General features: G+C 61.6%; 17 protein-coding genes. 14 read left to right on the top strand and 3 right to left on the bottom strand.

The window, feature by feature from the left end; all coding sequences use genetic code 11:
* Positions 1 to 60 precede the first annotated feature (60 nt).
* The 6 genes from QIW53_RS09975 to QIW53_RS10000 all read left to right on the top strand — a co-directional run bounded on the left by QIW53_RS09975 (position 61) and on the right by QIW53_RS10000 (position 9,482).
* Positions 61 to 504 carry a MarR family winged helix-turn-helix transcriptional regulator gene (locus QIW53_RS09975; RefSeq protein WP_371049494.1) on the top strand — a complete coding sequence of 148 codons (444 nt, stop codon included), beginning with the start codon at positions 61 to 63 and terminating at the stop codon, positions 502 to 504.
* A gap of 223 nt (positions 505 to 727) precedes the next feature.
* Positions 728 to 2,077 (top strand): NCS2 family permease, encoded by a 1,350-nt coding sequence (locus QIW53_RS09980; RefSeq protein ID WP_371049495.1) that lies wholly within the window; start codon positions 728 to 730, stop codon positions 2,075 to 2,077.
* Positions 2,078 to 2,141: 64 nt separating this feature from the next.
* On the top strand, positions 2,142 to 2,771 hold the full coding sequence (locus QIW53_RS09985; RefSeq protein WP_371049496.1) for a LysE family translocator: 630 nt from the start codon (positions 2,142 to 2,144) through the stop codon (positions 2,769 to 2,771).
* A gap of 166 nt (positions 2,772 to 2,937) precedes the next feature.
* Positions 2,938 to 6,177, top strand: coding sequence for a calcium-binding protein (locus QIW53_RS09990; protein ID WP_371049497.1), 3,240 nt, complete (start codon positions 2,938 to 2,940; stop codon positions 6,175 to 6,177).
* A 172-nt stretch (positions 6,178 to 6,349) separates the two neighbouring features.
* Positions 6,350 to 7,891, top strand: coding sequence for a hypothetical protein (locus tag QIW53_RS09995; protein ID WP_371049498.1), 1,542 nt, complete (start codon positions 6,350 to 6,352; stop codon positions 7,889 to 7,891).
* A 118-nt stretch (positions 7,892 to 8,009) separates the two neighbouring features.
* Positions 8,010 to 9,482 carry a hypothetical protein gene (locus QIW53_RS10000; RefSeq protein ID WP_371049499.1) on the top strand — a complete coding sequence of 491 codons (1,473 nt, stop codon included), beginning with the start codon at positions 8,010 to 8,012 and terminating at the stop codon, positions 9,480 to 9,482.
* Positions 9,483 to 9,715: 233 nt separating this feature from the next.
* On the opposite strand, the gene uraH is transcribed toward QIW53_RS10000, so the two are convergent.
* On the bottom strand, positions 9,716 to 10,069 hold the full coding sequence (gene uraH, locus QIW53_RS10005) for a hydroxyisourate hydrolase (protein ID WP_192304312.1): 354 nt from the start codon (positions 10,067 to 10,069) through the stop codon (positions 9,716 to 9,718).
* Between the two features lie 411 nt (positions 10,070 to 10,480).
* On the opposite strand from uraH, the gene puuE reads away from it, so the two are divergent.
* From puuE to QIW53_RS10040, 7 genes are all read left to right on the top strand, one after another.
* Positions 10,481 to 11,407, top strand: coding sequence for an allantoinase PuuE (puuE, locus tag QIW53_RS10010; protein WP_371049500.1), 927 nt, complete (start codon positions 10,481 to 10,483; stop codon positions 11,405 to 11,407).
* Positions 11,404 to 11,919 carry a 2-oxo-4-hydroxy-4-carboxy-5-ureidoimidazoline decarboxylase gene (gene uraD / locus QIW53_RS10015; protein ID WP_371049501.1) on the top strand — a complete coding sequence of 172 codons (516 nt, stop codon included), beginning with the start codon at positions 11,404 to 11,406 and terminating at the stop codon, positions 11,917 to 11,919. Before puuE ends, uraD begins: the two co-directional genes overlap by 4 nt.
* Positions 11,920 to 12,008: 89 nt before the next feature.
* Positions 12,009 to 13,004: an allantoicase gene (gene alc, locus QIW53_RS10020; protein ID WP_371049502.1), complete on the top strand. Its 996-nt coding sequence runs from the start codon at positions 12,009 to 12,011 to the stop codon at positions 13,002 to 13,004.
* Between the two features lie 120 nt (positions 13,005 to 13,124).
* Complete coding sequence (locus QIW53_RS10025) at positions 13,125 to 13,628, top strand: ureidoglycolate lyase (protein ID WP_175376930.1); 504 nt, start codon at positions 13,125 to 13,127, stop codon at positions 13,626 to 13,628.
* 51 nt (positions 13,629 to 13,679) lie between these two features.
* A complete protein-coding gene (locus QIW53_RS10030) occupies positions 13,680 to 14,984 on the top strand; it encodes a urate hydroxylase PuuD (RefSeq protein ID WP_371049503.1) in 1,305 nt (434 codons plus the stop codon).
* A gap of 190 nt (positions 14,985 to 15,174) precedes the next feature.
* A complete protein-coding gene (locus tag QIW53_RS10035) occupies positions 15,175 to 16,533 on the top strand; it encodes a nucleobase:cation symporter-2 family protein (RefSeq protein WP_371049504.1) in 1,359 nt (452 codons plus the stop codon).
* A gap of 285 nt (positions 16,534 to 16,818) precedes the next feature.
* Positions 16,819 to 17,604, top strand: a complete 786-nt coding sequence (locus QIW53_RS10040) for an outer membrane protein OmpK (RefSeq protein ID WP_371049505.1) — start codon at positions 16,819 to 16,821, stop codon at positions 17,602 to 17,604.
* A gap of 144 nt (positions 17,605 to 17,748) precedes the next feature.
* On the opposite strand, the gene QIW53_RS10045 is transcribed toward QIW53_RS10040, so the two are convergent.
* Together QIW53_RS10045 and QIW53_RS10050 are read right to left on the bottom strand one after the other, a co-directional pair.
* On the bottom strand, positions 17,749 to 18,909 hold the full coding sequence (locus QIW53_RS10045) for a patatin-like phospholipase family protein (protein WP_371049506.1): 1,161 nt from the start codon (positions 18,907 to 18,909) through the stop codon (positions 17,749 to 17,751).
* 148 nt (positions 18,910 to 19,057) lie between these two features.
* Positions 19,058 to 19,990, bottom strand: coding sequence for a lipid A biosynthesis lauroyl acyltransferase (locus QIW53_RS10050; RefSeq protein ID WP_371049507.1), 933 nt, complete (start codon positions 19,988 to 19,990; stop codon positions 19,058 to 19,060).
* Between the two features lie 118 nt (positions 19,991 to 20,108).
* On the opposite strand from QIW53_RS10050, the gene minC reads away from it, so the two are divergent.
* Entirely contained in the window at positions 20,109 to 20,846 is a 738-nt protein-coding gene (gene minC, locus QIW53_RS10055; protein WP_371049508.1) for a septum site-determining protein MinC, read from the top strand.
* Positions 20,847 to 20,898: the final 52 nt, after the last annotated feature.

Genomic DNA, 20,898 nt, shown 5'->3' on the forward strand with positions numbered 1-20,898 from the left:
TGGGGTAAATGAGTCAAACTTGTTGACCGAAATTACGACAACCCGATCGGATACGTCAACATGCTTGACCTTAAAAACCCTGCCTCCCAGCAACAGGCCATGGAAGCGTTTTTCTTCGGCTACCAGGCGTTCACCGCCAAGGCCGACGAAATGCTCGAGCGCCGTGGCCTGAGCCGGGTGCATCAGCGCATCGTGTTTTTCATCGCCCGCTACCCCAACCTCAGCGTCAAGCAGCTGCTGGCCTTGCTGGGCGTGAGCAAGCAGGCACTGAACATACCGCTGCGCCAGTTGCTGGAGATGCACCTGGTCAACAGCATTGCATCCGAGACCGACAAGCGTAAGCGCCTGCTGGAGCTGACCGTGGAGGGCGCACGCTTCGAGCAATCGCTGCGGCGTGAACAAGTGAAGCTGCTGGAGCGGGTGTTCGCCGAGGCCGGAGAGGTGGCAGTGAATGGCTGGCTGGCGGTGAACCTGGCCTTGGGTGAGGGTCAGACAAAGATCTGAATGGCCAGAAACTCCCTGGCGAGCAGGCGATATATCCCTAACGCCAAAAATTTCGTCGACAAAACAAAAAACATTATTTGCTTTATTTGTATACAAAAGCATAATCCACTGCGTGCGAGTTCCTGACCAAGCAGTCAACAAATTCGCGAAAGCCTCAATGGGCTGCTGCCACCCTCGGGTCCGGCCCTGGAAATAACAATAAAACTCTTGAGGAGTACTCGCTGTGGAAAGCCGCAAATCCGAAGCCCCGACGCTGGATCTCTCGCCGCCGCAACGCAATGGCTGGCTGGAGCGCATCTTCAAACTGACCTTGCACGGCACCACGGTGAAGACCGAGCTGATCGCCGGCCTGACCACCTTCATCACCATGGCCTACATCATCTTCGTCAACCCCAACATCATGGCTGACGCCGGCATCGACCACGGCGCAGCGTTCGTCGCGACCTGCATTGCCGCCGCACTCGGTTGCCTGTTGATGGGCCTGTACGCCAACTGGCCGGTGGGCCTGGCGCCGGGCATGGGCCTGAACGCCTTCTTCACCTACACCGTGGTCGGGACCATGGGCTACAACTGGGAAACCGCCCTCGGCGCGGTGTTCGTTTCCGGTGTGCTGTTCATGATCCTGACGTTCTCGAGAATCCGCGAATGGCTGCTCAACAGCATCCCCGTGAGCCTGCGTTACGCCATGGGTGCTGGCGTGGGTTTGTTCCTGGGGTTGATCGGCCTGAAAACCGCCGGCATCGTCGTCGATAGCCCGGCCACCCTGATCAAGCTGGGCTCCCTGCGCGAACCCGGCCCGCTGCTGGCTGCCATCTGCTTCCTGATGATCGCCGTGCTCAGCTATCACAAGGTGTTCGGCGCCATCCTCATCAGCATCATCGCGGTAACGCTGGCCGGCTGGGGCCTGGGCGTGGTGCATTACGAAGGGATCATGTCAGCCCCGCCAAGCCTGGCCCCGACCTGGATGGCCATGAACGTCGCCGGCGTGTTCAACGTCAGCATGATCAGCGTGGTGCTGGCCTTTCTGTTCGTGCACATGTTCGATACCGCCGGCACCCTGATGGGGGTTGCCCAGCGCGCCAACCTGGTCAACCCGGACGGTCGCATCGAAAACCTGTCCCGGGCGATGAAGGCCGACAGCGCCTCCAGCGTATTCGGCGCGGTGGTCGGTGTTCCTCCCGTCACCAGTTACGTGGAAAGTGCTGCCGGGGTGGCCGCCGGTGGCCGCACCGGGCTGACGGCAGTGACCGTCGGCGTCCTGTTCATAGCCGCCATGTTTTTCGCGCCACTGGCGGGCATGATCCCTGCTTATGCCACCGCCGGCGCGTTGATTTATGTGGCGATGCTGATGATGGGCGGCATGGCGCACATCGAATGGGACGAAGCGACCGACAGCATTCCGGCGATCGTCACGGCGATCATGATGCCACTGACCTTCTCGGTCGCCGATGGCATCGCGCTGGGTTTCATCACCTACGTGGCGCTGAAGGCCGGCACCGGCAAATACAAGGAAATTTCCGTCAGCCTTTGGGTGCTCTGCGCGATCTTTATCGCCAAGTTCATCTTCTTGTAGGCCATACGGATTCAAAACAGCCTCACCTCGTCGGGTGAGGCTTTTGTGCATGAGGAGCAAAGTAATGAGTCTGGAAACCTGGCTGCTGTTCAGCGGCGCTGCACTGGTCGTGATCCTGATCCCGGGACCACTGTCCTTGCTGATGATCAGCAACAGTCTGAATTACGGTTTGCGCCGTTCCTACCCGGCGTTCCTGGGCGGTGTGATTGCATCGATCTGCCTGCTCAGCGCCTCGGCGCTGGGCCTGGGGGCGCTGCTGCTGGCCTCGGAACAACTGTTCAGCGCCCTGAAAATCGTCGGCGCGCTCTACCTGTTCTACCTGGCCTGGCAGAGCTGGCAGCAATCGCGTCAACCGGCCCACGGCGCCGAAGTGCCCCAGGCGGCGCCGGTGCCGCGCTTCCGCGCCCTGTTCGGACGCGCCTTCATGCTCGGCGCCAGCAATCCCAAGGACATCCTGTTTTTCGCCGCCTTCCTGCCGCAATTCCTCAGCGCCGAACAGCCGTTCCTGCCCCAACTGCTGGTGATGATCGCCACGTGGACGGTGCTGGACCTGCTGTGCAAGCTGGCCTATGGACTCGGCGCCCACGGCGCGGCGCGGTACTTGCGCTCGGGCAAGGGCCAGAGCTGGTTCAATCGCCTCAGCGCCGGGCTATTCGGCGGCGCCGGGGCTGCCTCGCTGCTGAGCGGACACTGAGTCAGCACCTGCCCCACCCCGGCCGCTGCGGCGCGCCGGGGTGGGTGCCGTGCCCATAACGTCATCCGAAGAAACAGACGCACTACATAGTTATCGCTTGACCCGCCCCACGCTTCCCTACAGTTCGGGCCGCAGTTTTGCACCCCAACCCAACAAGGAAGCCCCTATGGCCCAAGCTTTTCCCTCTCCCGGTGCGCCCGTAGACACCGTAAGTATCTCGGACGTCGAGCCGCCGAACCTGACAATGGCCGACACTGAAATCGCCGACTTCATCCGCAGCAATGGCGCCGGTTCGGCGCAAGATCCCTCCCCTCGATCGGCGAAAAAACGCGAGCGAGTGCTGCGGGCCCTGGACCACTACTACGGCCCCCTCGCCCTTGGCCACTTCACGGTCAACCGCGTGGAACTGCACCTGTTGAACGCCACGGTCCACGGCGCGCCGCTGGACATCGGCAACTGCAATTTCCGCCACACCGCCCAGGACTTCATCGATGGCCTGCAGCTCCATCCGCTGGATGTCGAACAGCGCATGTGGGCCACCGGCCAGGCAGGCGATTACACCATTCCCACGCTGCTGTTCGAGATTGCCACCCACCGTTCGGTCAGCGCCCCGCCACTGCTCAGCGAGGCGCAGAGCCCCCATGGAGTCAAGATCGACCGCTTCGTACGGGCGGCACAAAAGCTGGACATCCATGACATCCGCCTGCCCGAAAATGTCCCGGGCTGGGTCGACAGGCAAAAGAGCAAAGTGGTGAACAGCATGGGGGTCGGGCTCCAGGCGTTCGGCATCTACAGCGGCTTGATGGGGATCAACGACGCCATCAAGCGCGGCGACAGTACCGAGGCGGCGATCAATGCCGGTGCGATCGTGACAGAGGTCGGCTCGCTGATCATCGAGCGTGGCCTGGTGAAAACCGCGCAGTCGTTGATTGAACAGAGCGCGCATATCTATCAGGGCTTCGCCAGGACCCAGTATGGCCTGTACCTGTCGCGTTCAGCCGGCCTGATCGCAGGTGCGCTGACGTTGCCGTTCGACGTCTATTTTGCGGTCAAGGCGCTGAACGATGCGTCACGAACCACCGGCAAGCAGGCGCTGGATCATTACGTCGCCGCCGGCATGAACCTGACCAGCGCCGCACTCACCCTGATTCTCGGCACGGCCGCCCTGGCCGGTTTCGCCCACGCCGGGCCGGTGGGCCTTGCGGCGGCGGCGATTCTGATCGTCGGTTCGCAAATCTACAGCGCCGTTCGCCAGGTGGACGACATCGACGACTACATCGAACTGAGTCTGGATGAACGCCTGGTCACCGGGTTCCTCGCGTTCATCAATCAAAAACCGCCACAGCGAATCAACGACCGTTACACCATCGCCGTCACCGCCGACCAGCACTCCAAGGCGCTGAACAGCCGGGCCCGCAAGTGGCTGAAGGGCGATTTGAAGGACAGCATCGAGGCCATCGTCAATGGCAAGTTCGAGGTGGGCCTGAAAGCCACGCAAGTGTTCTGGTTCGAGCGCGATGCCCAGGGGCGCGAGTCGACGCCGTCCAAGGGCATCCAGTTACCGGCGGTGGTGGACGTCAACGATGCGATTGATGCTCGGGCCGGCGTGCCGTCGGACCTGCACGGCGTGGTGAAAGGTGCGACAGGTGATTCAAAGGCCACGCTGTGGCTGCTGGGCGGCGGCAAGGACACCATCATCGGCGTCGAGAAGAAACCCAATCATTTCAACTTCGGCAGCGGCTCCAAACACCTGACCGGCGGGGAAAAGGACGACCGGTTTCTGTATGAAGGCGCTGCGCAGGCACTCAAGGACGTTGCGCCAGCCCAGGTGCAGAATGTTCTGGTGGGCGCACAGGGCGACGACACCCTGGTGTTTCAGGGCGGCTTGGACAGCCGCGAATCCACCGCCCACAAGGGTTTCGAGATCGACCTGGAGCGCGGCCGGATCGACCTGCTGAGCCCTGAAGACAAACCCGTTGCCACGCCTCACACCACCCTGGAAAGCATCGAAAACGTCGAAACGCTGGCCGGAGCGAGCAGCGTTGTCAAAGGCTCCGCCAGTACCAACCGCATCGTCGCCAGGGGCCATGACCGCATCGAGGCCGGAGCCGGCGATGACACGATCTACCTGATGGGCGGTTATGGGCAGGCCAGCGGCGGTGCCGGCAAGGATCAGTACTACATCGCCCACAAAAGCGGCACCGTCATCATCACGGAAGACCCACAGGAAGACAGCGTGATCATCCTGGACTGGTCGTTCGAGCACATTCAGCAATGGTCGATCAATGACACTTCGCTGGTGGTCACGTCCCTCTGCGGCAGGGATGGCGAGTGGCCCGAGCAGACGCTGATCATCAAGGACGTCTACAAGACAGTGGCAGACAGACGCCTGTTCCAGGAACAGAAACTGCGCTTCGTGACCGTGGACGGCTTTCAGCTGACGCCGGATTTTCCCGCTGAACTGAGCGGCAGCGACAACCCGAGCGTCAACGTGCTGATTCTGGCAAAAGGCACGCGCCCCTCTCCCACCATCGTGACCACCACGGAACAGGTCATCGGCTCGGCTTCGCACTACTTCGTTGATCGCGACATCAGCCGCACCCTGTTCACTATGAAGAAAGCCGATAACAAGGCCCTCAGCACCTTGCATATCGACTGTGATCACACAGAGATGAGCAGCGCCGAGGCGACTTACACCGTGACTGTCGAGGCCCGCAACGGTTACCACTATCTCAATTACAGCGACTTCCAACTGACGCTGCACTTCCCTGATAAAACCGTCGAACTCATCAACCTGGTGAGCACGATATCCACGAGTTATACGAACGTGCGCGACACGGCTTATCAGGTCAGGGGCCTGGCCTTGAATCAAGCCGTCAATTTGACGTTGCGCGACGGCGTGTCCTTTCGGATCAAACTGCCTCCACCCAACTATGGCCAGGATGTCCAGACCTCTGGCGTCAAACACTTTGACGGTCAACTGATGCTGGAAAAGCGCACCGGCCGTTACCTGCTGCTAACGCCCGAGGACAGCCGGGCCATCGTCCTGCACGCACGTCGCCAGCGGGTGGAGTTTCCGGCCCAGGCGCAAAACACCGTGACGTCGCTCGAAGGAAAGGGATCGTTCTACGAGGTCCATATACACGCCGACGCCATCTTGCGAATTTCCACGCCGGACGCGCTGAAAAAGACCTCCGACGCGTCCACCTGGCGCTTCCATGTCAACAGCCTGGACCCGGCCGATATCAAGTTGAAAGGCAACAAACTGCTGATCGGCCGCACGATTGTCCATCTCCCGAACTATGAGAGCGACGATGTGCCGGTTGAACAGATCTACGTCATCACGCCTTCCGGGGCGACCTATGTCGTGGATCTGATTTTCGAACAGGTCTATCGATACGGCTAGTTGCAAGGCCAGGCTTCGTAACATTTACCGGCAACTAAAAAAACCGCGCGATACATAGTTACCGCGCGGCGCATTTGAACCCAAGGGATATTGAAAAACGTTCTGGCCGAGTGTTCTGCACAGGCCAGGCGCACCCGTTTGCGTGTTCGCTACTTATGAATGGAATCACTACATGAAGTTGCCCAAGAAAATCATCAAGACCCCAACCCCGGATGACGGCACAACGCCCCGTCGCGACCTGCCGGATACCAGCCTGCCCGGGCGTTTTCCCGACAGCCCCGCCACGGACGGCACGCCAGGGATCCGGCGTCCCGAAGGCGAGTCCGACCACACACCACGACAACCGCACGTCGAGGTGGCGGATGTTTCTGCGGCCGACAACGCCGTCAGCAGCTCGACGGGCCCATCGTCCGACATCAGTTTCCTGCCGCCCTTCCTGGTCAACGGCTTGTCCGCCCCCCTGGCCGATGGATTACGCCACGGCAACCGGCGCACGGTCTACGCAGAGATCAAGGATGAAGGCATTACCCTGGTCCGGCTGGGTGCGGACGGTGAATACCGGGCGGCCTCGATCAACGAATTGAACGCTTCCGGCCCACGGCTCGAACGGTTAGCTGGAACCGCCTTCTGGCGCAGGAAATCCGCCCCTGAACAAGCGGGCCCGAGCCGCCGCAAGCGACCACGCCTGGACAGCGACTCGTCCGACGCCGACGCGTTGGCCGCCGATCTGCGGGTGGGCAATCCTTTCCCCCTGGACCTATCGCCAGCGCTGTGGCGCAACTGGGGAAGTTCGACGAAACCCTTGACCGGGGAATCCGTGGAAATCGATGGGCTTCACTATCCGATCGTGCCCCATGGCGCGCCGGAACGCACCCACATCGCTTATCTGAAGCACCCTCGGTTTTCGCCTGCACGCTATGACGAATTCGAACAGATGCTGCGTGAAAACCCTGCGCAGCAACCGCTTTGGGCAATCAAGCGGGACAGTCGCTGGGAAGTGCTGGAACGCCACCTGCCCTTCGAGAAAAGCCTCAAGGCGTATGTCGCCGACTCGTTCAGGGACTTGTCGGATGCCTCGTTGACCGCCGTCGCCAGGGCGGTCTTCAACCGCGCCAATCATTCCGAGGTGATCGACGCCAGGGGTCTGTCCACGATGAAACAGACCTATCGCCACTGGGCCAACGCCACCCATGCGCTGCTGCCTCGAATGGAGCTCGCCGACCCGCTGCTGATGCTGCCCACCATCCCCCGAGGATTCAACAACGGCTGGACTACCCTGCTGCCCGTCGAATCCGGCGGAGCGTTGCGACGGCTGGATTTCGATCCCGTCCACTTCCCGGAACTCTGGAGCACGTTCGTCAACGATCCTTCCAACTTGAACCTCAAGCAATTGGTCAGGGCAGTGTTGATACGCAATGGCTACGAGGTGTTCCCACTGACCGACGAACACCAGGGGCCGACGCTGGTGTTTACCCGCCCCAACCACGACTCGGTATTTTTCCTCAAGCTGGGGCGCGTCAATGGCGAGGCCATCCGTCAGGTCACCCCGTCCGGCGCCGAGCTTTCCGACCCGCATCTGGCCCGTCGCGTCGGCGACGCTGCCCAGGCCAGGCTGCACTCAGCCTACGACCAGAACAAATTGGTCTGGCTGCTGGGCGGTACCCAGATCACGGCGGCCGGTTTCGAATCGGTGTTCCTGATCAGGGAAAGCTGATTTTCGCTTCGCCCTCTCGCCGGCGCTTTGTCGGCGAAAACCGCTTGGGCGCCGCAACGCCCAGGCACTGCAGTCGATCCGTTCGACATTCACAGGATTGCAAAGAGCACGGATGTCCATGAGACCCAAAAACCCCATTCGCCCCAAAATCCCCGGTCCTTCGATCGAAGGCGGCCCCACCACCCGAGACCTGGTCCCGGATTACCTGCCCACGCGCCCCGGCCACCTGCCCGGCCAGGGGGCCGAGCCGATACCGGGGACTCGATTGCCCGACCCTGTTCAATTTCCGGGGCAGCAGGACGCCGCGATTGCAATCAGCAATCTTCCCGCCGAAACCCAGGTCACCCGAATCACCCTCGAACCCCCCATCAGCAACTACTACCTGCCACCCAGGCTGGTCGAACGGCTGCCTGCGCCGAACCCGCAGACCGGGCTCAGGTCGATCCTGTCCGGCCGCCAGTACGTCGATCTCGCCGACGGCGGGACGGTGCTGCTGGGCACGGATGCGCAGGGTCATCCGCGCGCCGGGCTACCCTCGGAACGGGTGCCATCGGGGCCACGACTCGAGCGCGTGCCAGGTACGCACGTATGGCGCCAGCTGTCGGCCACCTCCGTTCCCTGGAAACACTGGGGGATCTCCCTGCAACAAGCGTCTCCCCAGGACATCGTCATCGACGGCACGTGCTACAGGACGCTGCCGCGCGGCAACGTGCCTGACCACCCCATTGCCTACATCAGAAACCCTGATCATCGGGTCTACGACTTCGACCGGTTGCACAACATCCTTCGGCACTTCCCGGACCAGCAACCCCGCGGCGCCATCCAGATTCCGCCGACGCGACAATGGGAGATCGACCCGACACTGCCTTTCGACCGCACGCTGACCGACTATGTCGAACACTACTTTCCGGGGCTTGCAGACGCGTCCATCGAAAACATCGCCAGAACCCAGTTCATCCTCGCCAACGGTTCGGACACCGCAACCGAGGCCGGGATGACTGCGCTGCGGCAGGTGTTCAACGAATGGAAGATCCTGGCCCGAACGCCCCGTCCGGAGCTGGCCGATCCGCTGCTGATGCTGCCGATCACGCCAACGAGTGCGGGCAATGGTTCATCGCGCATCGTGGAGCTGTCACACCCTGGCGAGCTGGGGCCCCTGCGTCGGTTGGCGTTTGATCCGGACAAATTCCGCGAGGAATGGCGCTACTTCATCACCACCCAGTATGGCGGTGATCTCAAGCGTTTCATGAGGAACCTGTTGATTCGCCATGGCTACACGGTGTTCGAACTGACCCCCGCGCAAAACTATGCCACCCTGGTGTTCAAGCGAACCGGGCATGATTTTCTTTACCACATGACCGTGCATCGTGTGCATGGCCGCAGACTGCACATTCACGACAACGCCAGCGACGGGTTGAACCCTGTGCGCCTGCCGGACCTGATCGGCGAGCCGGCCACGCAAGCCCTGCGGGCTGCCGAGGCGGCCGACAAGGTGATCTGGCTCAAGGGAGGCAGTCACGTTTCAACGGACTACGGAAACTCGGTCTTTATCGTGCGCACCGATGATCCAAGACGATTGAGCGAGCAGTAATCACCACCCCTGTAGGAGCGAGCATGCTCCGGGCGGCGTTCCGACGATGGAGGACGGAACACCGCTGGGTGTCAGGCCTCCAGCGTCATCGTTCGCGACCATCGCGGGCATGCTCGCTCCTACAGGAGACGGCGGTGCCGGTTGCTCAAAAAAAAGCCCGCAGTGTGAGCGGGCGAAAAACCAAAGAAGCTCTATGCGCAGTCGCTTCAAGGCAGAGGAAGCTGCTTGGGGGATCAGCTTCCTCGATACGTGGAATAGCTGTAGGGCGAAATCAGCAGCGGCACATGGTAGTGATCCTGTTGCGCGCTGATACCGAAGCGCAGCACCACCACATCCAGGAACGCCGGCTCCGGCAGTTGCACGCCACGGGCGCGGTAATAGTCGCCCGCATGGAACTGCACCTGGTAAACCCCAGTGCGGTAGTCATCGCCTTGCAGGAGCGGCGCATCGACCCTGCCATCGCTGTTGGTGATCGCGCTGGCAACCAGCTCCAACTGCGATCCTTCAACGCGGTACAGCTCGACCTTGATCGAGCTGCCCGGGCAACCGTGTGCAGCGTCCAGAACATGCGTAGTCAAACGTCCCATTGATTCTGCGCGCCCGCCTGCCGGAGCAGTCGGACCTCGCGCCTCCCGAAGTCAGTTGAAAGAAGCCCGCACCCTTTCGGAGCACGAAAAGCGGCGGCGAGCGATTGATTAAGACACTTTTAATAGAAATTGTACACAATAAAAACGACATTTTTTCGATCGCTGCAACCCTCCCGGAATTTATCCCGAATCCGCCCTCGAAGCCTTTGAATAGCGGACCTTTTATATCCAAGCTGACCTATCGGGCAGGTTTCTTGCAAAGCCCAGACCCCAACCACTGGAGAAAAAAGGCGAAAATGTGGGCTTACAAAATGATTATAAAGTTGTATACAATCAGTCCATCGCAGTGACGCCAGCCTGACCTCTCTCACAGGCGCGCCACGCCAACCACGAACAAGAAGGAAGACTGCAGTGAGCGCTGACTACCCTCGCGACCTGATCGGTTACGGCAGTAACCCTCCGCACCCGCACTGGCCGGGCAATGCCCGCATCGCCCTGTCGTTCGTGCTCAACTACGAGGAAGGTGGCGAGCGCAACGTCCTGCACGGCGACAAGGAATCCGAAGCCTTCCTCTCGGAAATGGTCGCGGCGCAACCCCTGCAGGGTGCACGCAACATGAGCATGGAATCGCTCTACGAGTATGGCAGCCGCACCGGCGTCTGGCGGGTTCTGAAACTGTTCAGGCAATTCGACATTCCGCTGACCATCTTCGCCGTGGCCATGGCCGCCCAGCGCCACCCGGACGTGATCCGTGCGATGGTCGCGGCCGGCCACGAGATCTGCAGCCATGGGTATCGCTGGATCGACTATCAATACATGGACGAGGCGCAGGAACGCGAGCACATGCTCGAGGCCATCCGCATCCTCACCGAAATCACCGGCGAACGTCCGCTGGGCTGGTACACCGGGCGCACCGGGCCGAACACCCGGCGGCTGGTGATGGAAGAAGGCGGGTTCCTCTACGACAGCGACACCTACGACGACGACCTGCCCTACTGGGAACCGAACAACCCCACCGGCAAGCCACACCTGGTGATCCCTTACACCCTGGACACCAACGACATGCGCTTCACCCAGGTCCAGGGTTTCAACAAGGGCGACGATTTCTTCGAGTACCTGAAGGATGCCTTCGACGTGCTCTACGCCGAAGGTGCCGAAGCGCCGAAGATGCTCTCGATCGGCCTGCACTGCCGCCTGATCGGCCGTCCGGCGCGCCTGGCTTCGCTCAAGCGCTTTATCGAATACGCTAAAAGTCATGAACAGGTGTGGTTCAGCCGTCGTGTCGATATCGCACGCCACTGGCAACAAACCCACCCGTACCAAGGGCCTGCCCAATGAGCACCTTTCAAACCCTGAAACCCTCGACCCTGAGCCGCGATGCCTTTGTCGCCGCTTTCGCCGACATCTACGAACACTCGCCATGGGTGGCCGAAAAGGCCTTCGACCTGGGCCAGGACAGCTCGATCGACCAGATCGAAACCCTGCACCAGCGCATGAGCGACATCCTGTTGAGCGCCGATCATGCCAGCCAATTGGCTTTGATCAACGCTCACCCGGACCTGGCCGGCAAAGCCGCCGTCCAGGGCCAACTCACCGAAGCCAGCACGAATGAACAGTCTGGCGCGGGGATTCACCAATGCACGGCCGAAGAGTTCCAGCGCTTCACCGAGCTGAATGACGCCTACAAGGCCAAGTTCAAGTTTCCCTTCATCATGGCGGTAAAAGGCAGCAACCGGCATCAGATCCTCGCGGCGTTCGAAACGCGCATCCACAACCCGGTCGACACCGAGTTCACGTGCGCGCTGGCGGAGATCAACAAGATTGCCCTGTTCCGATTACTGACTCTTTAGCAATCCTGGCCCGAGCGTCAATGAACGCGCAAAAGCGCTCAGGGCCTTGAGAGCATCCCAAGCCAACTTATTAAAGGCAGACTAGAAGAATGAAAGCTTACGCCGTACCTTTCGAGAAGTTCGTCAACCTGGCCGACGCCCGCCTGGGCACCCGGATCATCTCGGTCACCGATGACTGGTTCGCCGACGCCAACCGGCTGTTCCAACCGACCCCAGCCGTGTGGAAGGAGGGCGTGTTCGATGACAACGGCAAGTGGATGGACGGCTGGGAGTCGCGCCGCAAGCGTTTCGAAGGTTACGACAGTGCGGTGATCCGCCTGGGTGTCGCGGGCTCGATCAAGGGCGTGGACATCGACACTTCATTCTTCACCGGTAACTACCCGCCTTCGGCGTCCCTGGAAGCCTGCTTCCTGGCCAAGGGCGAGCCGGACGAAAACACCCAGTGGACCGAAGTGCTGTCGGCCGTCGAGCTGCAAGGCAACAGCCATCACTACCACGAGATCAACAACGAGCAGGCCTTCAGCCACCTGCGTTTCAACATCTACCCGGATGGCGGCGTGGCCCGCCTGCGTGTGTACGGAGTGCCGCACCGCGACTGGTCGGCGGTCGGCGACAACGAACAGGTCGACCTGGCCGCTGCCCTGAACGGTGGCCGCGCCCTGGCGTGCTCCGACGAACACTTCGGGCGCATGAGCAACATCCTCAACCCGGGCCGTGGCATCAACATGGGCGACGGCTGGGAAACCGCACGCCGTCGCACCCCAGGCAATGACTGGGTGATCGTCGCCCTGGGCCACGCCGGTGAAGTCGAGAAAGTCATCGTCGACACGCTGCACTTCAAGGGCAACTACCCGGACAGCTGCTCGATCCAGGGCGCGTTCGTCAAGGGCGGCACCGACAGCCAGATCGAAACCCAATCGCTGTTCTGGCGCGAGCTGCTGCCGAGCCAGAAGCTGGAAATGCACGCCGAACACACTTTCGCCGAGCAGATCAAGGCGCTGGGGCCGATCACTCACATTCGTTTGAACGTGTTCCCGGATGGCGGCGTGAGTCGCCTGCGCGTATTGGGCAAGGTCGCCAAGTAAGAGGTGAGGCCATTCGCGAGCAAGCCCGCTCCCAAAATTGAAATGCATTCCCCTGAGGGAGCGGGCTTGCTCGCGAAGGCGTCAGAACCAACAACACAGAATTCGGAAAAGAAGAACAGCATGCGCACACTGACGATTGAACCGCTGACCAAAGAAGCCTTCGCCCCTTTCGGTGACGTGATCGAAACCGACGGCAGCGATCACTTCATGATCAACAACGGTTCGACCATGCGCTTCCACAAACTGGCGACGGTGCAGACCGCCACGCCAGAGGACAACGCGATCATCAGCATCTTCCGCGCCGACGCGCAGGACATGCCGCTGACCGTGAGCATGCTGGAGCGTCATCCGCTGGGCAGTCAGGCGTTCATTCCGCTGCTCGGCAACCCCTTTCTGATCGTGGTCGCGCCACTTGGCGATGCACCTGTATCAGGCTTGGTCCGCGCCTTCGTCACCAACGGCAGGCAGGGCATCAATTACCATCGCGGCGTCTGGCACCACCCGGTGCTGACGATCGAAAAGCGGGATGACTTCCTGGTGGTTGATCGCAGTGGCACAGGCAATAACTGCGATGAGCATTTCTTCAAAGAGGATGAGCGTTTGATCCTCGCCCCCCACCAATAAGAGAAGGTCTGATCACTCGACAACAAGAGTGACAGGCGAGAGGTAAAGACTGTGGAAGCACATCTGCTGGAATGGCTGAACCTGAGCATTCGCTGGGTTCATATGATCACCGGTGTGGCCTGGATTGGCGCGTCGTTCTATTTCGTCTGGCTGGAAAACAACCTCAACCGGGTCAACCCGAAAAGCGGCCTGGCCGGCGATCTGTGGGCGATCCACGGCGGCGGCATCTACCACCTGGAAAAGTACAAACTGGCCCCACCGACCATGCCGGACAACCTGCACTGGTTCAAATGGGAAGCCTACTTCACCTGGATGTCGGGGATCGCGCTGCTGTGCGTGGTGTTCTACTCCAACCCGACGCTCTACCTGCTGGCACCGGGCAGCACCCTGAGCGGCCCTGAAGGCGTGGCCATCGGTATCGGCTCGCTGTTCGTCGGCTGGTTCATCTACTCCTTCCTCTGCGACTCGGCCCTGGGCAAACGCCCTGCCCTGCTCGGTTTCATCCTGTTCGTGCTGATCATCGGCGCCGCCTACGGCTTCAGCAAAGTGTTCAGCGGTCGGGGTGCCTACCTGCATGTGGGCGCGATCATCGGTACCATCATGGTCGGCAACGTGTTCCGCATCATCATGCCGGCGCAGCGCGCACTGGTGGCGGCCATTGCCGAGAACCGCACGCCGGACCCGGCGCTGCCGGCCAAGGGCTTGCTGCGTTCGCGCCATAACAACTACTTCACTTTGCCTGTGCTGTTCATCATGATCAGCAACCACTTTCCGAGCACCTATGGCAGCCAGTACAACTGGTTGATCCTGGCCGGGATCGCGGTGCTGGCGGTGCTGGTGCGTCACTACTTCAACACCCGTCACGACAGCCACAAGTATGCCTGGACCCTGCCCGTGGCAGCGGTGGGCATGATCTGCCTGGCCTACGTGTCCGGTCCGAAGCCGATGTCCAGTGCCCCGGAAGTGGCCAAGGCACCGGCGGCCATCGAGTACCAGCCGCTGCCGGAAACGGCGCTGGGCGGTGGCTTGAAGCCGGCTGAAGCCAAACCTGCCGAGGCGCCTGCCGCCGCGCCGGCGCAGGCCTCGAATACCGGCCCCGGCTTCGACAAGGTGCACAGCGTGATCCAGGAACGTTGCACCGTCTGTCACTCTGCCAAGCCGACCAGCCCGCTGTTCAGTGCGGCCCCGGCCGGCGTGATGTTCGACACCCCCGAACAGATCCGCCAGAACGCGGCACGGATCCAGGCCCAGGCCGTCGCCAGCCAGATCATGCCGCTGGGCAACATCACCCAGATGACCCAGCAGGAGCGTGAGCTCATCGGTGCCTGGATCGTTCAGGGTGCGCCGACTAACTAGCTAAAAACCATCGCGAGCAGGCTCTCTCCCACAGGTGCAACGCAAAACCCTGTAGGAGCGGCTTGCCCGCGAAGGGGTCATTCCATTCAACATCATTGTTGACTGACCCCACGCTTTCGCGGGCAAGCCCGCTCCCACAGGTTTGCCTGCTGCACAAAATCACAAGAATAAAAAAGATCCGAGGTGTTGCATGTCCGAGCTCTCCAAAGCACGCATCCCCGACGCACCCGCCATTCAGCGTTTGCCCCTTTTGCAACTGATCCTGGTCGGCTTGCAACATGTCTTGCTGATGTACGGCGGTGCCATCGCGGTGCCGCTGATCATCGGACAGGCCGCAGGCCTGGATCGTGAGGAAATCGCCTTCCTGATCAACGCCGACCTGCTGGTGGCCGGCATCGCCACCATCGTGCAATCCCTCGGCATCGGCCCCATGGGCATCCGCATGCCGGTGATGATGGGCGCCAGTTTTGCCGCAGTCGGCAGCATGGTCGCCATGGCGGGCATGCCCGGGATCGGCCTGCAGGGGATTTTCGGCGCGACCATCGCCGCCGGGTTCTTCGGCATGCTGATCGCGCCGTTCATGTCCAAAGTCGTGCGCTTCTTCCCGCCGCTGGTGACCGGCACGGTCATTACTTCGATCGGGCTGTCGCTGTTCCCCGTGGCGGTCAACTGGGCGGGCGGCGGCGCGCAGGCGGTGCAATTCGGATCACCGATCTACCTGGCCATCGCGGCACTGGTATTGGGTACCATCCTGCTGGTGCATCGCTTCATGCGCGGTTTCTGGGTCAACATTTCGGTGCTGATCGGCATGTGCCTGGGCTACGTGGTATGCGGGGTGATCGGCATGGTCGACCTCAGCGGCATGGCCCAGGCGCCCTGGCTGCAAATCGTGACGCCGTTGCATTTCGGCCTGCCGACGTTTGAACTCGCGCCGATCCTGTCGATGTGCCTGGTGGTGGTGATCATCTTTGTCGAGTCCACGGGGATGTTCCTTGCGCTGGGCAAGATCACCGGCGAGGAAGTCTGCCCGCGCAGGTTGCGGCGCGGTCTGCTGTGTGACGCCGGCGCCTCGTTCTTCGCCGGTTTCTTCAACACATTCACCCACTCCTCCTTCGCCCAGAACATCGGCCTGGTGCAAATGACCGGCGTGCGTTGCCGGTCGGTGACCATCGTCGCCGGTGGCCTGCTGATCGTCCTGAGCCTGTTGCCAAAAGCGGCGTTCCTGGTCGCGTCGATCCCGCCTGCCGTGCTTGGCGGCGCGGCCATTGCCATGTTCGGCATGGTGGCCGCCACGGGAATCAAGATCCTGCAAGAGGCAGACATCGGTGACCGCCGCAACCAGTTGCTGGTCGCCGTCAGCATCGGCATGGGCCTGATTCCGGTGGTGCGTCCGGAGTTTTTCGCCCACCTGCCCCTGTGGATGAGCCCGATCACCCACAGCGGCATCGCCATGGCCACGATCAGCGCCCTGGTGCTGAACCTGCTGTTCAACATCCTTGGTGGACGTGAACGGGCCAGGATCAACGACTGCCACGCGCATCCGCATTGATTGAACCGGCATTCTCCTGGTGGGAATGCCCGCACCTCACAAAACAAAAACAACAGAGAGCAAACGATGACCCGGACACCGACCACCCCGTCGTCAGGATGCGGCTGCGCGCCACTTGTGAGCTGGCCGATGAGTCAGTATCCTCCGCGCCCGCCCGACCCCGTGCCTGCCCACCGTGCGGGCACCGACCCAACCGCTGACGTTCTACCTCGACAAAAAAAGGCGCCACACCAGAGCGCCAACATGAAAAAAACCGTGCAACACCTATTTTTTGGGAGCAACCGAATGAAACGTACGTGCACCAGCCTGATGCTGGCAGGATCCCTGCTGGCCGGGGGCCAGGCCGTGGCCGAAGACCTGTTTCAGTGGCAGAACAACAGCCTGACCTACCTGTATGGCAAGGACTTCCAGGTCAACCCGCGCATCCAGCAGACCGTGACGTTCGAACACGCCGACGCCTGGAAATACGGCGACAACTTCTTCTTCATCGACAAGATCTTCTACAACGGCAAGGAGGATGATTTCGCGGGCAAGAACACCCACTACGGCGAGTTCAGCCCGCGCCTGTCGTTCGGCAAGATCTTCGATCAGAAGCTGGCGTTCGGCCCGGTCAAGGATGTGCTGCTGGCCATGACCTACGAGTTCGGCGAAAACGACACCGAGGCCTACCTGATCGGTCCGGGCTTCGACCTGGACATCCCGGGCTTCGATTACTTCCAGCTCAACTTCTACAACCGCAACACCGAAGGCAGCCGCCCGGGCGACGATATCTGGCAGATCACCCCGGCCTGGGCCTACACCATCCCGGTCGGCGACTCGAACATCCTGATCGACGGCTTCATCGACTGGGTGGTCGACAACGACGTCAACCGCCGAGGCGAATACCACGCCAACCTGCACATCGTGCCGCAGATCAAATACGACCTGGGCAAGGCGCTGAACCTGGGCGAGAAGCAGTTGTACGTGGGTGTCGAGTACGACTACTGGAAGAACAAGTACGGGATCGAAGACAGCTCGGGCTTCAAGACCGATCAGAGCACCACCAGCTTCCTGGTCAAGGTTCACTTCTGATCTGACCTGGCTTCGACCACTTCTGGTCGCACGATAATCTGCAGGAGCGAGCATGCTCGCGATGGACGAGAGAGCAACGCGGGGTGTCAGGCTGCCAGCGTCATCGTTGACCTCCATCGCGAGCATGCTCGCTCCTACAGGGTCTCAAGCGCTCTCCAGCCCTAAAAACCGGCACAACTCATCCTTCTTGGCCAGCGCATCGCGTCGCCCCAGGTCAATCAACTCGCTGCAATACCCCGCCTCGAACAGCAGGTAACTCAACACCCCCGCCCCACTCGTTTTGGTCGCCCCCGGGCCGCGCAGGAACAGGCGCAGCGCCGCCGGCATTTCCTGGCGATGTCGTGCGGCAATCTCGTCGATCGGCTGGCTCGGCGAAATCACCAGCACGTCCACCGGCGCCACGCCCAACGTCCGCACCGGCGTGCCATCAGGCATGAGGTAGCTGAACTGGTTCAGACGCTGCAACAGTTCGATATCGCTTTCCAGACTGTCGATGAAGGTGCTGTTGAGCATGTGCCCGCCGATTTGCGCCAGGGTCGGCTGCTGCCCGGTGTAGGCGCGTTGCAGCGGCTGATCGGGGTCGACGCCGCGCGGGTTGCCGCTCACGCCGACCACCAGCACGCGGCTGGCGCCCAGGTGCAGGGCCGGGCTGATCGGTGCCGACTGGCGCACCGCGCCATCGCCGAAATACTCTTCGCCGATTTTCACCGGCGCAAACAACAAGGGGATTGCCGAACTGGCCAGCAGGTGCTCTACCGACAGTTGCGCAGGCACGCCAATCCGCCGGTGGCGCAACCACGCCTCGATGGTGCCGCCGCCCTGGTAAAAGGTCACGGCCTGACCCGATTCGTAGCCGAACGCGGTGACCGCCACGGCCTTCAACTGCTGTTGCGCGATGGCGTCGGCGATGCCGCCCATGTGCAGCTTGTCGTTGAGCAGATCGCGCAGGGGTGAACTGTTGAGCAACGCCACCGGGACCTGGCTGCCCAAACCGAGCAGGCTGTGGCCGACGAAGCGACTGGCCTGGCGAATGACCCCGGGCCAATCGCTGCGCAGCACCAGATGGCTGCGAAAGCCTTGCCAGAAAGCGGTCAGGCGCTCGATGGCGCTGCGAAAATCGGTCGCGCCGCTGGCCAGGCTGACCGCATTGATCGCCCCCGCCGACGTGCCGACGATCACCGGAAACGGATTGTCCGCGCCCAGCGGCAAGAGTTCGGCAATCGCCGCCAGCACCCCGACTTGATAGGCTGCACGAGACCCGCCGCCGGATAGAATCAAGCCTGTAACCGGTTCAGCGGGGTTCATGGGCAACACTCCTTGATGCGTGTGGTTGTGTACGTGTGTCGCCCCCTGTAGGAGCGAGCATGCTCGCGATGGTCGTTAACGATGACACTGGCGGCCTGACACTCCGCAGTGTTCATGCCACCATCGCGAGCATGCTCGCTCCTACAGGTCAGGCGCGCTTCGGGTAGAGCCTGGGCTCGCCCGGTGGACGGCTTTTGAAGCGGCGATGGGCCCAGAGGTATTGCTCCGGACACTCGCGCAGCACACCTTCGATCCACTGATTGATGCGCAGGCAGTCCTCTTCTTCGGTTTCACCGGGAAACCCTTCGAGCGGCGCATGGATCACCAGGCGGTAACCGCTGCCGTCGGCCAGCCGCTCCTGGGTGAACGGCACCACCAGTGCCTTGCCCAGCCGCGCAAATTTGCTGGTGGCGGTGACGGTCGCCGCCTGAATGCCGAACAGCGGCACGAAGATGCTTTGCTTGGCGCCGTAGTCCTGATCCGGTGCGTACCAGATTGCGCGACCGGCGCGCAGCAGCTTGAGCATGCCGCGCACGTCCTCGCGCTCCACCGCCAGCGAGTCGAGGTTGTGGCGCTCGCGACCGTTACGCTGGATGTAATCGAACAACGGGTTCTTGTGCTCGCGGTACATGCCGTCGATGGTGTGCTGCTGGCCCAGGAGCGCCGCACCGATTTCCAGCGTGGTGAAATGCACGGCCATGAGGATCACGCCCTTGCCCTCGCGCTGGGCTTTTTGCAGGTGCTCCAGGCCTTCCACATGGGCCAGTTTCGCCAGGCGCTCGCGCGACCACCACCAGCTCATGGCCATTTCAAAGAAGGCGATGCCGGTGGAGGCAAAATTTTCCTTGAGCAGGCGCTTGCGCTCGGCAGCGGATTTTTCCGGAAAGCACAGCTCGAGATTGCGCCGGGCAATGCTGCGCCGGTCACCCGCCACACGGTACATCAGGGCCCCGAGGGCGCGACCGATGAACAGCAACGCCGGATACGGCAATTGAACGATCAGCCACAACAGCCCCAGCCCGCACCACAACGGCCAGAAACGCGGCATCAGAAATCTTTTATTGAAACTCGGGCGATCCATTAAATGTTCCGCAAAGACAGTGGCCGCGCATTCTACATCGTTCGACCCGGCTTGCGGCTGGCGAGCGTTCTCGTTATAAGTCTGGGCACTTTTAGTGACAAGCCGTTGTATGCCGACCATGAGCCAAACCGAATCGCAAGACCAGGATCCCGTGTTCCAGTTGAAGGGCAGCATGCTCGCCATTACCGTGCTGGAGCTGGCGCGCAACGACCTCGACAGCCTCGATCGGCAACTGGCCGCCAAGGTCGCCCAGGCGCCCGGTTTCTTCAGCAACGCGCCGCTGGTCCTGGCGCTGGACAAGCTCCCCGCCAGCGAAGGCACCGTTGACCTGCCGGGCCTGATGCGCATCTGCCGTCAGCACGGCCTGCGGACCCTGGCCATTCGCGCCAGCCGCATCGAGGACATTGCTGCCGCCATCGCCGTCGACCTGCCGGTGCTGCCACCCTCCGGCGCCCGTGAACGCGCGCTGGAACCGCTGGAAGCCGCCGCCCCGAAGAAACCGGAAAAACCGCCGGAACCGACGATCAAACCGACCAAAATCATCACCTCGCCGGTACGCGGCGGCCAGCAGGTGTACGCCCAGGGCAGCGACCTGGTGGTGATCTCCTCGGTCAGTCCGGGAGCGGAACTTCTCGCCGATGGCAACATCCATGTATACGGCGCGATGCGTGGGCGCGTACTGGCCGGCGTCAAGGGCGATACGAAAGCCAGGATTTTCTGTCAGCAGATGACCGCTGAACTGGTGTCCATCGCCGGCCACTACAAGGTCTCGGAAGACCTGCGCCGCGACCCGCTGTGGGGCGCCGGCGTTCAAGTCAGCCTGTCGGGCGACGTGTTGAACATCATCCGGCTTTAACGGATACTGCCGCATTTTCCAAGCATCTCTAAAACGTAGCGAAAACGGCTCA

Origin of the sequence: Pseudomonas fluorescens, assembly GCF_041354075.1 — a bacterium.
Classification (GTDB): Bacteria; Pseudomonadota; Gammaproteobacteria; order Pseudomonadales; family Pseudomonadaceae; genus Aquipseudomonas; species Aquipseudomonas fluorescens_CE.

What these genes read in the sequence shown, in the direction of transcription:
- QIW53_RS10040 (WP_371049505.1), top strand. Translation starts at nt 16,819, where the DNA reads ATGAAACGTACGTGCACCAGCCTGATGCTGGCAGGATCCCTGCTGGCC.
- QIW53_RS10050 (WP_371049507.1), bottom strand. Translation starts at nt 19,990, where the DNA reads ATGGATCGCCCGAGTTTCAATAAAAGATTTCTGATGCCGCGTTTCTGG.
- QIW53_RS09985 (WP_371049496.1), top strand. Translation starts at nt 2,142, where the DNA reads ATGAGTCTGGAAACCTGGCTGCTGTTCAGCGGCGCTGCACTGGTCGTG.
- uraH (WP_192304312.1), bottom strand. Translation starts at nt 10,069, where the DNA reads ATGGGACGTTTGACTACGCATGTTCTGGACGCTGCACACGGTTGCCCG.
- QIW53_RS10035 (WP_371049504.1), top strand. Translation starts at nt 15,175, where the DNA reads ATGTCCGAGCTCTCCAAAGCACGCATCCCCGACGCACCCGCCATTCAG.
- QIW53_RS09995 (WP_371049498.1), top strand. Translation starts at nt 6,350, where the DNA reads ATGAAGTTGCCCAAGAAAATCATCAAGACCCCAACCCCGGATGACGGC.
- uraD (WP_371049501.1), top strand. Translation starts at nt 11,404, where the DNA reads ATGAGCACCTTTCAAACCCTGAAACCCTCGACCCTGAGCCGCGATGCC.
- QIW53_RS10000 (WP_371049499.1), top strand. Translation starts at nt 8,010, where the DNA reads ATGAGACCCAAAAACCCCATTCGCCCCAAAATCCCCGGTCCTTCGATC.
- QIW53_RS10025 (WP_175376930.1), top strand. Translation starts at nt 13,125, where the DNA reads ATGCGCACACTGACGATTGAACCGCTGACCAAAGAAGCCTTCGCCCCT.
- QIW53_RS09975 (WP_371049494.1), top strand. Translation starts at nt 61, where the DNA reads ATGCTTGACCTTAAAAACCCTGCCTCCCAGCAACAGGCCATGGAAGCG.
- QIW53_RS09990 (WP_371049497.1), top strand. Translation starts at nt 2,938, where the DNA reads ATGGCCCAAGCTTTTCCCTCTCCCGGTGCGCCCGTAGACACCGTAAGT.
- minC (WP_371049508.1), top strand. Translation starts at nt 20,109, where the DNA reads ATGAGCCAAACCGAATCGCAAGACCAGGATCCCGTGTTCCAGTTGAAG.
- alc (WP_371049502.1), top strand. Translation starts at nt 12,009, where the DNA reads ATGAAAGCTTACGCCGTACCTTTCGAGAAGTTCGTCAACCTGGCCGAC.
- QIW53_RS10045 (WP_371049506.1), bottom strand. Translation starts at nt 18,909, where the DNA reads ATGAACCCCGCTGAACCGGTTACAGGCTTGATTCTATCCGGCGGCGGG.